This window comes from Morganella sp. TYF_1 (genome assembly GCF_043105645.1).
Classification (GTDB): domain Bacteria; phylum Pseudomonadota; class Gammaproteobacteria; order Enterobacterales; family Enterobacteriaceae; genus Morganella; species Morganella morganii_B.
In genome coordinates this window covers 1-15,753 of record NZ_JBICLU010000028.1, presented here as the reverse complement: position 1 = coordinate 15,753, position 15,753 = coordinate 1, and the positions used below count along the sequence as shown (strand labels likewise).

The window sequence follows — 15,753 nt, the reverse complement described above, 5'->3', positions numbered from 1 at the left end:
AATATAATATTGGTATGTTTTATTATTTTCATAAATTTACAAAATGGATGCGTAATTTAATCACTTTTATTTGATACAGCGCAAAATATAAAGAATATCTCATGTTTTACATGATTTTTTTGTTGAAATTTTTTATTCGATCTTTTCTGTGTATCGTCAGGTAAGACTTATTAAGCAAGAAGAGGTAAAAAAGGGCATTATTTTATCTGCAGTAAAGCGTTTTTTCAGTCGAATTCGCTGTTATGACAATAAAATAATATCTTACTACTTCTTATTTTACAGGTGGTTATGTTGTTTTTATCTTCTCAGGAGTGTCATTGCAGTGACATTGAATGTGAGTTAAGTTTTTGGTGGGAATATGTTATAAAAAATAACGTTTGTAACAAAATAGTGTTTGTTTTGATTTCAATGCATTAAATTTTATGTAAAATGCAATATTTTGGTATTTTATTCCATTGTTAATCCAATTGTAGATAAATAAAGAACAAACATTCCGGGTTTTTTGTTACCAAGTAATATCTGCTTACATCTTTCATATTAATTCATTGAAATATCAGGCAAAAATAATGAAAACAATTTATTAACACAGTAATCATAAAATTATCTTATCTATCATCGTGGTTGTAATAATATATAAATACACGTAGTGTTACTCATAAATATAACCTTAGTTATTACTGATAATAATATTACTACGCTGACTTTTTTATTTTAATAAAGACAGCTGGAATGCCTTTAATTAATTTCTGCATTTGTATCCTGCTTTTATTTTTACGCCGGGAGGTTTTCCCTTATGAAAAAATATAAATCTGTAAAAAAATTTGCATTACCGATATCGGTTATACTGGGAACGGGATTATATTCATTTCCCGGTATGGCGGATCCCTGTACATCGGTGACAGACGGTGACGGAAAAAAACACCTGACTTGCACCTCAACCATCTATTATTACAGTGCCGGTGAGCACGGCGGAACCCCGTTATCCGATTACGCGAGTGTGACCATCAACACGACGCAGGACGCGTCACTCTCGCCACTACAGGGTTGGGCGGTTTACGGGAACAGCAGCACCTATAATTTTAATGAACTGAATATTGCAACCAGCGGCGCCAAAGCTGACGGTATTGTGACAAAAAACGGTGCCAGTAAAATCAATATTGATAAATTGACCATTAAAACCACCGGTTCTTCCGCAGATGGTCTGAACGCCGGTAAGGAAAGTAACGGCACAGTGATTACCGTGGGTGACGATGCCTATATTGATGCATTCGGGATGGGGGTGCGTGCTAATTCATCAACCACCGGCACAAGCGAAAACCTGATCACACTCGGAAAAAATGCGGTCATTATTTCTCACGAAGCCGGCAGCAATCTGGAAATATTCGGGCGTGAATTCGGCACCGGTTATGCCGTTTATGCCGGGAACACCAACTCTGCGGCAACCGGGGATGCCCGTGTGGTGATCGGCGACAACAGCACCATTGTGGCAAACGGGGGCTCAGCCCATGCGGTTTATGCCAACAAAGGCGGCATTATCGAACTGGGTTCAACGGATATCCGCGCCGAAGGCACAACGGCACACGGTATTTATGCGGAAGCCGGATCGAAAAAGGCCGGTGGTGCAACGGTCACTGCCGGCAGTCAGGTGTATCTCGGCGGTGATACCACCATTAATGTGACCAGTGACAGCCGGAAGTTTGCCCTGTATGCCAAAGGGGCTGATTCACAGATATCCTCTTCTGATCGCCTGTCCGGTAACAGTATCCGCAGTGTATTCACCGTTGACGGTGATATGAAAGCGGAGACAAAAGGGAGTGTTGACCTGCAGATGGCGGATAACAGCCGGTTTACCGGCAGTACCAATTCACTGGAATATAACGTGGCAGGCGCACCGAATACGACTACAAACGGTACCATTAACCTGGATATTGCCGGTACAAACAGTCTCTGGAATATGACCGCCGATTCTGTGCTGTCAAACCTGACACTGACCGGTGCGACACTCCGTTATAACTCTCCGGACGATCTGACCGATCCGGACGCCTTTGTACCGAAAACACTGACCGTGGCTGGTGACTATACCGGTAACGGCGGGCACGTAATCTTCAATACCGTATTGAATGACGATAATTCACTGACGGATAAACTGCGGATAAAAGGTAATTCTGCCGGCACCACGACGGTCAGTTTTGTGAATATCGGCGGGCAGGGCGGGCTGACCATACTCAACGGTATTGAAGTTATCACGGTTGACGGTATTTCTGACGGTATATTCACTCAGAGCGGGCCGATTGTTGCGGGAGCATATGATTATTCTCTGGGACGCGGTAAAAACGGTAATGAAAAAAACTGGTATCTGACATCAGAATATACCCCGTCAAAACCGGATCCTGAGCCGGAACCAGAACCAGAACCAGAACCAAAACCCGAGCCGGAACCGAAACCAAAACCTGATCCCGATCCTGAACCGGAAAAACCCATTATAAAGCCGCCGGTCAATCCGGCTATTCGCCCGGAAGCCGGGGGATATATCAGTAACCTGCAAATGGCGAATACCTTGTTTAACGTGCGCCTGCATGATCGCCTCGGTGAAACCCAATATACCGATGTGCTGACCGGTGAGCGTAAAGTCACCAGTCTGTGGCTGCGGAATGTGGCCGGGCACTCAGTGGTGAAAAGCGGCAACGGCCAGTTAAGAACCGGGACAAACCGGTATGTGGCACAATTGGGCGGCGATATCGCACAGTGGTCTGATAATGATCTTAACCGTTACCATATCGGACTGATGGCGGGATATGGCCGTATCAGCGGTAAAACCGCAAACAGTGTAAAAAGCACGGAATCAACCTCACATGCTGACGGGTACAGTGTCGGGATATACAGTACTTACTATGCTAATGAGGCGGATAAAACCGGCCTGTATGTTGACAGTTGGGTACAATATAACTGGTTTAAAAACCGGGTTGAAAGACGGGGATTGGCAGAAGAAAAATATAACTCTGACGGTATCACACTTTCTGCCGAAGCCGGGTACAGCGTCCTGATCAATGAAACACAGGGCAGTGAAGGCAGTATTAATCGCTGGTATATCCAGCCGAAAGCGCAGGTAACCTATATGGGTGTGAAAATGGATACCCACACAGAGCGGGGCGGTACCCGCGTATCGGCGACCGGTGAAGGAAATATTCAGACCCGTCTCGGGGTAAGGGTATATGGACTGGGACGGGCATTGCAGGATAACGACAATGATCGTCACTTCCGGCCGTTTGCTGAAATTAACTGGCTGAATAACAGTAAAATGGCGGGTGTCTCCATGGACAGTGCTCATGTCAGTCAGTCAGGCACCCGTAATATCGGTGAAATTAAAGTGGGGGTTGAAGGACAACTGACCCGCAATGCGGACATCTGGTTTAACGTGGCACAGCAGGCCGGCAGTGATCACTACTCGGATACGCAGGGTATGTTAGGCCTGAAATACCGTTTTTAACGGTCAGTAACATCCCGCCGGGATAACAGGAATGCGGTTATCCCGGTTTTTTTGTATCCGGCGCTGATAGTGACTTAATCATTACCCCAGCGGTTGAGAAATTCAGCAATATCATCGATACGCTGTTTATCGATACCGGCTTCAGCCGCCATCTTTTTCTGGGCTTCCTCACTGATCTCTTCATTGTTTGTCAGACAGGTGATCAGTAACTGAAAATAGTGTGCCAGTCCGTCATATTCCTGTTCTTCAACCGGATCTTCCGATTCCAGCGCGTACTCATCAGCGATATCGTAGTATTTATCCGGTACTATATTTTCCATAAATCCCTCCGGGGTTACGCCGGTGTCAGTGGTGTGTATCGTAGCATTGTATCCGATCCGGCTTCGTTTTCGCACCTTACCCGGCGAATTATTGTATTTTCTGCGTGAATGGTTGGGTGGAAATAATTTCCGTAAAGATTCTTTTTTATTTTTTAATATAAAATTAAATAAAAAAATCACTCATACCATCCTGTTAATTTTTCTGTATTTTATATTTAATTAGAGAGGTGAAATCATTTTTCTGATGATTTTAATTTTCAGTTTATCTTGTTTTATAGCATCTTGTGTTTACTATTTAAGAACAAAGGCAAAATCATCATATCAACTCAACCGGCAGGCGGGTTGATTGCAGGAGCGCGGCGTGAAGGATATTTCATCTTATTTAACACGTTTAAATATAAACGAAAATATTAAAGCTGATAACTATTCTCTTTTTCGGTTTCATCATGCTCATTTTTATTCGGTTCCGTTTGAAAATTTCAGTATGAATGAAAATGCGGCATCCGGATCTTTCAGCCAAATAATTGCAGATAATATAATATTTAATAAACGTGGCGGTATTTGCTTTGAGTTTGCGGCATTACTTGCACCTTTTTTCAGTTATACCGGCTTTGTGTACCGTACGCGGTTGGCCAGAGTGCTGATCCCGTTGCTGACACCGGCAACACATCAGTTATTTATTATTTCTGTTGCGGGGGAAGAGTGGATTTTTGATGTTGGTTTCGGTGCCAGAGGGCCGCGGGCACCTCTGCGTATGGTGGATGGTTATGTTCACGAGCATGCTTTTTTATCATCAAAAGTAAGCCGTCATCCTGCATATGGCTGGGTCGTGTCTGTCAGAGAAAACAGCAGGCCCAATGCTGACTGGGAGGATATTTACGCTTTCCATGATACAGAAACGTTTCCGCCGGATATCAGCATGGCGTATTTTTATACGCTCCATTCTCCTGAAAGCCTGCTTAATATACATAAAGTGGCCAGTCTGCCGACAGAAAACGGCAGAATCAGTATCCGGGATACTGTTTTTACCGAAGTGAACGGTTTGTCTTCCTGTTCTGCGGATATTACGGATAACGAAGAACTTTCACAACTACTGTCCGGAAAATTCGGGATCAGTATTCATCCTCAGCAACGTCAGTGAAGCAGGTATCAATGAAAACGACTTATCTCATCGTTCCGGGTTATACGAATTCAGGGCCTGAACACTGGCAGTCCTTTATGGAAAGAAAATACCGCAATGTTTTTCGTGTACAGCAGGGGGACTGGAATAACCCGTCACGGGAAATCTGGATCGACAGCCTGAATCAGGCAATTGCGCACACAGCAGGGGATATTGTTTTGCTGGGTCACAGTTGCGGAGCGGTAACCGCCGCCCAGTGGGCTGCACAGTATTCCTGCAGCAGGGTTAACGCCCTGATTTTAGTGGCACCGGCGGATGTTGATGCCGAAACCGCGATAACACCGATCCGGCAGCAGAGCCCGTTACCGTCCGGTTTACTGAAATACCGTGCGATGCTGATATACAGCAATAATGATGAACACCTCAGTGAAGCCCGTGCGCAGATACTGGCATCACAATGGGGATGTGAAACACATTTTGTCCCCGGTGCCGGGCATTTTAATACCGCTTCCGGCTATGGTGCCTGGCCCGGCGGTGAACGGGTGTTTGAAGACTTTACGGGAAGGAGATTGCAGGTTGCCGAAGCAGGGACGAAATATGTTTGAAGATATTAAAAAATTCAGTATTACCGCCCGTTATTTTCTGATAGCCACCTTCCTGATGGGACTGAGTAACGGCATGTTTGACGCGGTGTATAATTTTTACCTCGAAGCGCGCGGTATCGATAAAACTGCAACGGGATTTATTTATGCGGTGGCAATGTCGATGATGGCAGCAGCCGTGGTTCCCCTGATTTATCTGAGCAGAAAAATCGCGCAGAAAAAACTGCTTCTGATCGCCGCCTGTCTTTATTCACTGCCTTTTATGCTGCTGCCGGTATTGTCTTCGGTGTGGGCGAGCGCCGTCACTCTCGGGCTGATCCTTTCCGGTATGATTGCACTATTATCTCTGGGTAATTCCCTTATGGGTTCACATATTGATCCGAAAAGCAGGACAACATTATTCAGCTGGTTTTTTGTTTCCTATTTGGGTGCCGCGATGACCGGCTCCGTCGTGGTGAGTATTGTCACCCATTTTTCGGAGACAGCAGCATTACGTCATTATCAGTGGATCCTGACAGCATCATTTATTTCATCTCTGCTGATGATCGGCTTTCGTGTTAAATCTGTTCAGGGGATTTCAGAACCAGAGAAAGATAACCGGCATTTTTCGGGTATAAAGAGTACTGAATGGCTGAATTTCATTACTCTTTTTATTGCTGCTTTGCTTCTTGGCGCCTCAATTACACTGGTTTTCAGGTTTATAAATATTGTATTCCATCTTGCCTATACGATGAATATCAGTGAAATATCACTTATTATGGGGGCCGATAAAATAGTCAGTATTATTGGTGCTGTATTTGCCCCCCTCATTGTAAAACGATTCTCTTTAAAGATAGCAATAATCATTATTGGTATCATGACGTTTATCTGCCTGTACTTACAGTCATTACCTATTTCAGTGGTGCTGTTTATCTCTCTTTATTTTATCCGGCTTTTTCTCAATTATTGTCTGATGCCTCTTTTGGATACATTAGCGATTACCGGATTCGCAGAGGGAAAAACATTGTTATCAACCAGTATAAGGCAGCTTTCGTTTTATATGGGAAGTGCATTATCTGCCATTTTGTACGGCGATTTGCTGGATGCGGGTCGCTGGGAGGAAACACTGGTGATTTCGTCTGTATTTGCTTTGGCGGGCGCTGTTTTCATGAGCCTGATCCGTGTAAGGAAAGAATAAAAACTGACATCAGATAATGGAGGGTGGTGAATGGAAGCAGGTATTGTCATACCGGATAGTGAAAATGTCGCTTTTATGCTGAAAAAATTATCGGCGTTATGGAAAAACCGGGCTGCCGTTAATAACGTGCAGCCGGAATATCCTGAGTCTGAATTTGATTCAGCCAAACAGGATTTCAGTGAATCATTGCTGCCTTTCAGGCAACATGATGCCTGGCGGGAAGCATCGGATGAAATTAAAAATACCTGCCTTTCTTATGCATGGGTTATGTACAATCTTAAGACTATCTGTATCGAATGCGACATTGTGACGCCGGCCTGTGAGGACATCATAAAATATCCGCCGGTTAATTCCCCCAACAGAGCGGGGTTGCAGGATGTGATGTCAGAAACATTGCTGGATGAAGCGCTTCATACAAGGATGTCAGTAATAGCGTGTAATTACATCTGTGATCAGCGTAAGCTTGAGCCACTCAACTATACTGACTTTAACCTTATAAAATGGAAGGACAACATTCTGGCCGATTGCGGTGCAGAATGGCAAAGGCGTTTAACCCGTTTTGCCATTGCGTGTGCCAGTGAGACGCTGATAACGGATTACCTGAAAGTTATGGCTGAGGATAATGGTATTCAGAAAATATGCCATGACGTTACCCGGATTCATGCTGAGGATGAATGGAGCCACTCAAGTGTTTTCAGTTATGTTGCGTATGACATTGTACGCGATCTCAGTTTAAGTGAACGCCGGTACCTGAGAAATACCATGCTGAAAACAGCGCATTTTTTTGCCGATAATGAACTCGGAGCCTGGGATGTAATCTTTAAGCTGACGAAAATGCCCTGTGCCGGCGATATCATTTCTGAAACTGAAAACAGTAATGAAATAAACATTTATCTTGATTCAGCAGAACTGATTATCTCAAGAATTGGTCTCTGAATATATACGGCGACGTTAAAATGACATTCACTTCAGCACAGAAAACGGAAAAATAATGATGGATTCATATGATTCGCAGAGTATTACCCTTCAGGTATTAAACAGAAATCAAAAAATAAGCGTGGATACAAATAAAACCATTCTGGATAATTTATTACTGCACAATATTTTCATCAGAAATAAATGCCGATCAGGTATTTGCGGGAGTTGTAAATTCAGACTGAAAAACGGATATATCCGCAGTGAACCGGATTTCTGTTTATCGGTAAAAGAGAAAGAACAACACATACATCTTGCCTGCTGCTCTTTTCCTGAGAGTGATACCGTTATCGATATTCTCTGAGCCGGAACGGAGAGAAATGATGGAAAATAAATATGTACTGATTGTTGATCCTTTCTCCAGCGGTGCTGTTTTTGCAAACAGAATAAGAACGCTTTTTGGCTATGATGTTGTTGCTCTTATTACGAATCAGGCACTGCCTTCAGCGGTAATGGCGACCTTTCGTCAGGAGGATTACTCCGCTGTTTTCAGTTACCACTCTCTTGGCAGGACGGTACAGGATATTGAGTCTGTCATTGGGCGTGCGCCTGATTTCATTGTCTGTGGTTCAGAGCCGGGTGTGCTTATCTTTGATAAACTTTGCTATCACTGGGGATTACGCCCTAATGTGCCTGCGCGCAGTACTGCCAGACGGGATAAATATCTTATGCAGCAACAACTTATGCTGGATGGTATTCGCTGCATTCCTCATTATCAGTCCGGTGATTTGGCGCATATATTACACTGGTGCAAGGAAAACCCGTTTGATGAATATGTGATCAAGCCGGTTAACTCCTTTGGCACTGACAGTGTTTTGTTCTGTAAGAATACCGCTGAAATTACACATGCATTCCATTCTCTGATAAACACAACTGACTATGCCGGCAATAACAACACTGTTGTTCTGGTTGAGCAAAAAATTCATGGCACTGAATATGTGGCTGATGCAGTCAGCTGTGACGGAAACCATTTTATTGTGAATATATTCAGGTATGTTAAGCAGGAGATTAATGGTGTTCCTGTTTATCATCAAATGGTGACTGAGCCGGTTGATGAACATCCGGTATTAATCAGCTACGTTAAAGAGGTACTGGATTCCCTCGGTATTCGCAACGGCGCATCACATAATGAAGTGATTATGTCTGACGGTGGACCGGTTTTGGTTGAATCCGGTGCCAGGATGCATGGCGGATTAGGTCCGCAGCTTGCGGAGGAATGTAATTCGCACTCTCTGATTGACCTGAGTCTGCTGGCCCGGATAGCCCCCCGTGAATTTGAGAATAAGGTACAAACCCCCCCTGTTCTGAAAAAATATGCGGCAGAATACTTTCTCAGCTCACCGCAATCCGGTGTCCTGAATACACTGAATATTGAGTCACAGTGCTCATTTCTCGAAAGCTACGGATTTTGTGTATGCAAATACCGCCCCGGGGACTGGCTGGAAAAAACAACGGATTTGGTGACATCGTATGGCAGGATTGTGCTGTTTAATTCCGATAAAACGAAACTGATTGCGGATGTACGGGTTATCACTGAACTGGAAAAAAAGGGCATGCTTATGACATTACGATATCCGCCGGCATGATGACACATAGCGCCTCCGCACCAACAGCGTTAATGTCCGGCGATACACCTTTACCCGGGGCGCAGATCCCGGCTGAAGCACAGATGTGCAGTTTGGCTGCAGTGGCGGGCGATTTCCTGTCTTTTTAATCTATTGAAATACTTGTATTATTTTTCTTAAAAAGGAAAAAATAAAAATAAAACAGCAGAATATAGTGTTTTCGGCCGGTTATGTCGCATCGGACAGAGTGAAAAATACGGTATTTTTGTAATATTTCCCTGAAATTTCATTTTTATTGTTATTATTCATATTGTTATTGATGCTTTGTATTTTGTTACATATTTTATTTCTGTGATCTGAAAAAAAATGACTTTTTTCTTATTTTTTACAATACGTTAGATAGTTATGTTAAAAAACGTAGTGATTTGTTTCTTTTGTGATCTAAACTATTGCACCTCCTCACTCTTAATCAGCCATTTCCTGTAGTCATATATCCTGTTTTTGCAACGATTTTAACTTAAGTGACGGATCCTGTGAGATACAAACGTCTTTCTGGTCTTTACAGGCCGGTAAGTGAAATTTATTATTTCGCGGCTTACCACCATGCGCATTGGCTGATGGCAACATATTGTCAGATAACTCATTGTTATCATTTTATATTATAAGGAATTTACCATGCCAACTCCGTGCTATATCTCCATCGAAGGCAAAACCCAGGGCAACATCACTGCCGGTGCCTTTACCGCTGAGTCTGTCGGCAACATCTATGTACAGGGTCACGAAGATGAGATGCTGGTACAGCAGTTTGACCATATCGTCACCGTTCCGACAGATCCGCAGTCCGGTCAGCCGTCCGGTCAGCGTGCACACCGTCCGTTCAAATTTACTGTGGCAATGAACAAAGCGGTTCCGCTGCTGTACAACGCCCTGGCGGCCGGTGAAATGCTGCCGAATGTCGAACTGAAATGGTACCGCACGTCTGTTGAAGGTAAACAGGAGCACTTCTTCACCACGTCACTGGAAGATGCCACTATCGTCAATATCGACTGCAAAATGCCTCACTGCCAGGATCCGTCCAAATCGGATTACACGCAGCTGATTGAAGTCTCACTGTCCTACCGTAAAGTCAGCTGGGATCACACCGTTGCAGGCACCTCCGGTGCTGATGACTGGCGTGCGCCAATCGAAGCGTAATGTACTGATTGACACCACAAATCCCGTCCGGGGTTTGTGGTGTTTTTGCTTTATTACGGAGAACACCGGCATGCCGGGCATTCATCCGTCAGACCCGTACCGGAGCCGGCATGCTTGCTGAAGACCCCAAAAAGAAGGCGGCAGATATTGCCGCACTGAAAGACTCCCTTGTTCAACAACCGGCGCAGACGGCGTTATCGCTGCTTTCCGGCAATTCGCCTTCCGGGCTGGTATTTACCTGTAAAATCGGCCGCTTACCGGAACAGACCTTTTTGGTCACCGAGTTTTCACTCAGTGAATCCCTGTCTTCGCTGTTTTCGCTGACCATCAGTGCCGTCAGCCTGCTGCCGTCGATCACCTTTGAGGATCATCTCGGCTCCGCCGCGTCACTGACCGTCACCCGCAACGGTGTCAAAGTGCGTACCGTGCAGGGACTGCTGGCCTCCGCTGAACAGGGCAATACTGACGGTAACAAAACCTGGTATCACTTTCTGATCCGTCCGGAAATGTGGATCATGACGCTCAACCAGGACAGCCGTATCTTTCAGAAACAATCGGTACCGGAAGTCCTCGCCACCCTGCTGGATGAAGCCCACGTCAAAAATGATCTGAAATTTTATGACGGCGCACTGCACGGGAAGCGCGATTACATCACCCAGAAGCGGGAATCCGCTTATGATTTCTGGTGCCGTCTGGCGGCAGAAGAGGGAATTAACTTCTGGTTCGAGGAAGGTCCGAAACTGTTTTACAGCGACAGTCATCTCGGCATGACCGCCGGTATTCATCTGACCTATAACCCGCAGGCGGATACGGACACCCGTGACAGCACGGCGTTCTCCTGGCGCTATGCCGAACAGCTGTGCAGTGATATTCAGACTCACAAAGATTACAACCCGCAGAATCCGTCTTACCCTCTTGAGCATCAGCTGTCCGGGGATATACACCGGCAGCACGGAACGTTCGAGAGTTACGGCCGTTTTCAGCAGGATGAGCAGGGCGGCTACTTTACGATGCTGCGCTATGAACAATCCCAGAACGCGCGTCAGATCGGCACTGCAGGCACTAACTGTTTTGCGCTGATGCCGGGGAAAATTTTCACCCTGAAAAATCACCCGTCAGGGGCCATGAATCAGTCATGGCAGGTGGTCACCGTGACTCATCGCGGCCGCCAGCCGCTGGCGGATAACGGCGGCGGCGAGGGCACAACATTCAGTAATACCGTGCAGTTCATTCCCGGCACCCGCGAATGGCGCCCGCCATACCGTTTCCGTCCGCAGGCGGACGGTGACGAGCTGGCAACGGTGGTCGGCCCGGAGGGGGAAGAAATCTACACCAACGAGCAGGGCGCGGTGAAAGTCTATTTTCACTGGGATCGCCGGGGCAAACCGGATCACAGCGCCTCCTGCTGGGTGCGGGTTGCTCATGGCTGGAACGGGGATGGTTTCGGATTTATGTCGATCCCCCGTATCGGGCAGGAAGTGATTGTTTCGTATCTCAGCGGGGACATCGATCGCCCGGTTATCACCGGCTGCACCTATAACGGGCGCAACCGCCCGCCGCTGAACCTGCCGAAGGAAAAAACCCGGACTATTTTCCGCACGAAAACCCATAAAGGGGACGGGTTTAATGAATTACGGTTTGAGGATTTGGCCGGGCAGGAAGAGGTGTATATTCATGCCCAGAAAAATCTGGCCATCAATGTCCTGAATTCACGCGGAGAGCGGATCCATTACGACAGAACTGCCAGCATCGGACATAACGATGAGCTGGTTGTCGCCGGAAACCGGACAGTGACGGTTGAAGGAAATCAGGCGCATAAAACGACCGGTAATTATCAGGAGCAGGTCGACGGAGACCGCCACCGGATTGTGGCCGGGGATCATGTGGCGCGTATACAGGGCGCGGTCAGCACCGATGCCAATGGTGATATCACGCTGCAGAGTCAGGGAAAAATCACCCTGAAGGTCGGCGGCAGTTTTGTGGTGATCCACAGCGGTGGTGTCGATATCAAAGGGCCGTTGATTAATCTGAACTCCGGGGGCAGTCCCGGAGAGCTGTTGCAGGCCACCAATCCTGCCGTGCTGAAAGCCGCAGCGGCCAGCGGGTCTGCGTTTGTGGCGCACTGCCCGCTGGAGGAGACGCCGGAGGAAACAGACAATGGCTAAACCGGAAACCGGTTACGCAATCATTGATGCGGCGTCAGAGCCGGACATTTTTTCATTGCTGGATGAATACAGTCCGCCGGCGTGCTGCCTGTACAGTGAGCCCCTGCAACCGGATATGGCGGAATTAGCCCCGTATCTGGTTGAAGTGACAGAGGATGTCAGAAAATGGCTGGATACACGTAATACGCCGTGGGGAATGGTTGTTTATACCACAGTGACGATGCGGGAGTTACGGCACCATCTGCGGAAATTCACCATGGTGATCATTCCCGGTCAGGAAAAACCGGTCTTCTGGCGTTTTTATGATCCGAGAAATGTCTGGGAAATTTTAGCCACGTTTGATGACTGGCGGCTGCATACGTTTCTCGGGCCGGTAACCAAACTGGAAACAAACCTGTGGGGAAACAAAAAATCGGACCGGTTTGAGGCACAGCGGAAGGGATATCCGGAACAGGCAACGCTGCGTGGTATGTTTATGAAGTTCTCTGCTGATGACTATGCCAAAATTACGATGGCTTTCGATCAAGAGCTGGCAAAAAAAATGGCTGTTTATTTTTTAATGAATGAAGCAAACAGCAGTAATACCGTCATGACGTTATCTATCGTTGACATAATGCACCGCACATTGACGGATGATCGTTTTGATTATGATCGGTTATCTGTGGGGCTGTCCCCGTCCGGTCTCGAAAGATGCCTCACTCTGTCTCAGGATGTCATTAATTTTTTCAGCGGGCTATCGTCTCCGGATACGGAATCTTATCTGTATTTTTGCTATGCATTGTCATTTTACCGGATAAAACGTTTCAGTGATATTCCGCCGGAATGGCTGCGTTTCTTATCGGAATCAGAGGGTGAAGTTAACTACAGAGTCTGTCAGTTACTGGATTCTCTGTTTGGTGCGCTTCCTGATATCTATAACCAATAACTGTATTTTTACATAACAAGGATTATTATGTCAGCAAACCGTATCCGCTTCATGATGAGCAATGTCTGCCAGACGTGTCATATTCCCCCGCGCTGCACACTGGGTGCCAGTATCACGTTTGGCAGTATTCAGGATACATACCGTCAGGAACCCTCTTTTTCCCGGCACTATTATTATCTGGTTGATCCGGATAAAAAACCGTATACCCGTATTCCGCTGGAATTAACCGCAACCCCAAAACACTGCATATCGAACAGTAAGACCTGTCCGACAGGGAATGTTTTCACGGAAGACCGTGCCCTGTTCGCGGAGTTTAACCCGGCAAGCCCGTTTACAGGCTCACTGCTGTATACAAACAAAATCAGCGGTTTTTCGCTGGAAGAGCACAATCCTGTCGTGATACTGGAGCGGCTGATAACGCGGGATAACACGGAGACAGACCCCCGTTACCGCCAGCATTACACCATGCGGCTGTCGGAGTGTGACGGTAAGCCGTTTCTGTCCCTGCCCCGTGCAGTGCAGATAGGTGCGGCGGCGATACTTCCGGTGACACATGGCCTGCCGGTCCTGTTCGCGGAGGGGGCCCGCGCGCTGGCGGACGCTCGTTTCCATCTGATTCTGAACCGTGAGTTAATCGCGAAGGTCAGCATAGGCCTGGAGTCGGAGATTAATGAAAAAAGCACGAAGGATAGGAAAAAAGAGCAGATACGGAATAACGCAAAGGCGGGAAAACGCCCGACAGCAAATGGCTGGACGAAGCGCACGAATAAATACCAGATCAAAAAAAGTCTCACGATTGAAGGAGATATACTGTCCGTTATCGGCAGTGACCGTATTGGTCACAATAAAGAACTGAAACAGGTCTTTACGAAGGACAAAAACAAACTGTCGCTGCTCGACTATATGGATACCGGGTTTAACACCATCAACAAGGCTTTGCGCAAAGGGAAGGATGAGGGGCTGTTTCCGCTGGTGAGTGCGGAGTTTCTTTACCCGAAACTGGAGATAGAGGGCAGTATTAAAACTGACATGTCTGCGGAGAACCGGGTGATTAACCGGGGCGAGGTTATTGTCGGTTTTGCGCCATTCTTCGGGTTTAAAATCACGCTGGATTTACTGACGGCACTAACACGGTTTCTGGGGCCGTATGGTCATGTTGTCAATACCGCACGGACAGTAGCTGCGACTAAAGAGGAAGCGGTCAAAGCGGGAGAGGATGGGGCATATGTCATTCTGAAACTGGAACTGACGTTCAGTTTCGGGATACACGGGTTTTATGAGTTTAAAACCGACGATAACGGCCGGTTTTCGTCAGCGGGCCGCGAAGTTGAGATTCACGGGGAAATTACCGGGGATGCCCATATTGAGGCCGGAGTGAATGTCTTCGGTGTCAGTGGTTTTTTCAGAGTGGGTGCGGAATTTAAATCCACGCTGAAGATGGGCTTTGACCGGGACGAGGGTGATGACCTGACCGGGGTGATTTACCATGACGGGATAAAAGCTCAGGTGTATGTGAAAAAAAGCAAGGAAAAGATTTCTGGGGCAAATAAGGTCGATATGCGTGACAATTCTGAGATAGAGGGAAAATACGAGGAATGGGTGATTTATGAAGAGCTGCCGAAAGACAAGTCTGACTGGAAATTTAAACTGGGTTAAGCGGGGATTAGTATTGTCTGCCGGATTATTGCTGAGCTGTCAGCTTTATGCAGAGGAAACGATGAAAACAAATTACACGGTATCATTTAACGCCAATGATGCGTTCTGTCTGGTCAAAGTCAATGACATGCTGGTGACGGACAACGGCGGTATGTGGAAAGGGCAGTTTACCCTGGGACAGACGGTCAGTTCGTACCTGCAGAACGGGCAGAATACCCTGAGTATCACAATGCTGCAGAAGCCGGTTGGTGGCGGTGATAAACTGCCGGATGATATGTGGTGCTCGGCGAAGATACAGGATACACGGCAGGACGGAACCGATGAATACGTGGCGGCGGTGAAGCTGATTGTCCGTGACGGCAGGATTACGCCGGATACCGGTTATTACACCGGGCAGTATACGTCCTTTGGTGACAGTCCGAGAGCGGACGGAAGTGAAAAAATGACCCGTGAGGTGTCACAGACGTTTCACGCGGCGGATTTACCGGAGTGGCCATGGGTCAATGCAAGGCCGGTGACTGAAGATGATATCCCTGCCGTTAAAGCGTTTTATGAGGCGTTACACAA

12 protein-coding genes and 1 pseudogene are annotated in these 15,753 nt (G+C 46.8%); 12 read left to right on the top strand and 1 reads right to left on the bottom strand.

Features of this window, described 5'->3' with window-relative positions:
* Positions 1-793: 793 nt before the first annotated feature.
* Positions 794-3,487 (top strand): autotransporter outer membrane beta-barrel domain-containing protein, encoded by a 2,694-nt coding sequence (locus ACF8OF_RS19845; protein WP_392497464.1) that lies wholly within the window; start codon positions 794-796, stop codon positions 3,485-3,487.
* Positions 3,488-3,561: 74 nt separating this feature from the next.
* On the opposite strand, the gene ACF8OF_RS19840 is transcribed toward ACF8OF_RS19845, so the two are convergent.
* Complete coding sequence (locus tag ACF8OF_RS19840; RefSeq protein WP_045137977.1) at positions 3,562-3,807, bottom strand: YmjA family protein; 246 nt, start codon at positions 3,805-3,807, stop codon at positions 3,562-3,564.
* Between the two features lie 361 nt (positions 3,808-4,168).
* Between ACF8OF_RS19840 and ACF8OF_RS19835 the strand changes: the two genes are divergently transcribed.
* From ACF8OF_RS19835 to ACF8OF_RS19785, 11 genes and pseudogenes are all read left to right on the top strand, one after another.
* A complete protein-coding gene (locus ACF8OF_RS19835) occupies positions 4,169-4,948 on the top strand; it encodes an arylamine N-acetyltransferase (RefSeq protein ID WP_392497462.1) in 780 nt (259 codons plus the stop codon).
* A gap of 11 nt (positions 4,949-4,959) precedes the next feature.
* On the top strand, positions 4,960-5,532 hold the full coding sequence (locus tag ACF8OF_RS19830) for an alpha/beta hydrolase (RefSeq protein ID WP_262861196.1): 573 nt from the start codon (positions 4,960-4,962) through the stop codon (positions 5,530-5,532).
* Positions 5,525-6,706: an MFS transporter gene (locus tag ACF8OF_RS19825; RefSeq protein ID WP_392497496.1), complete on the top strand. Its 1,182-nt coding sequence runs from the start codon at positions 5,525-5,527 to the stop codon at positions 6,704-6,706. Before ACF8OF_RS19830 ends, ACF8OF_RS19825 begins: the two co-directional genes overlap by 8 nt.
* Positions 6,707-6,736: 30 nt before the next feature.
* The gene (locus ACF8OF_RS19820) at positions 6,737-7,642 is read left to right on the top strand and encodes a diiron oxygenase (protein ID WP_337999359.1); all 906 of its coding nucleotides are present in this window, start codon (positions 6,737-6,739) and stop codon (positions 7,640-7,642) included.
* Positions 7,643-7,697: 55 nt separating this feature from the next.
* Positions 7,698-7,985 (top strand): 2Fe-2S iron-sulfur cluster binding domain-containing protein, encoded by a 288-nt coding sequence (locus ACF8OF_RS19815; protein WP_392497459.1) that lies wholly within the window; start codon positions 7,698-7,700, stop codon positions 7,983-7,985.
* A gap of 16 nt (positions 7,986-8,001) precedes the next feature.
* Positions 8,002-9,267 (top strand): ATP-grasp domain-containing protein, encoded by a 1,266-nt coding sequence (locus ACF8OF_RS19810; protein WP_279796834.1) that lies wholly within the window; start codon positions 8,002-8,004, stop codon positions 9,265-9,267.
* 654 nt (positions 9,268-9,921) lie between these two features.
* The gene (locus tag ACF8OF_RS19805; RefSeq protein ID WP_025152584.1) at positions 9,922-10,440 is read left to right on the top strand and encodes an Hcp family type VI secretion system effector; all 519 of its coding nucleotides are present in this window, start codon (positions 9,922-9,924) and stop codon (positions 10,438-10,440) included.
* 110 nt (positions 10,441-10,550) lie between these two features.
* Positions 10,551-12,605 (top strand): type VI secretion system Vgr family protein, encoded by a 2,055-nt coding sequence (locus ACF8OF_RS19800; protein ID WP_262881783.1) that lies wholly within the window; start codon positions 10,551-10,553, stop codon positions 12,603-12,605.
* Positions 12,598-13,530: a DUF4123 domain-containing protein gene (locus ACF8OF_RS19795; protein ID WP_392497456.1), complete on the top strand. Its 933-nt coding sequence runs from the start codon at positions 12,598-12,600 to the stop codon at positions 13,528-13,530. Before ACF8OF_RS19800 ends, ACF8OF_RS19795 begins: the two co-directional genes overlap by 8 nt.
* 27 nt (positions 13,531-13,557) lie before the next feature.
* Positions 13,558-15,186 carry a hypothetical protein gene (locus tag ACF8OF_RS19790; protein WP_262862384.1) on the top strand — a complete coding sequence of 543 codons (1,629 nt, stop codon included), beginning with the start codon at positions 13,558-13,560 and terminating at the stop codon, positions 15,184-15,186.
* A 61-nt stretch (positions 15,187-15,247) separates the two neighbouring features.
* Positions 15,248-15,753 (top strand): annotated as a pseudogene (locus ACF8OF_RS19785) (hypothetical protein); the annotation flags it as partial.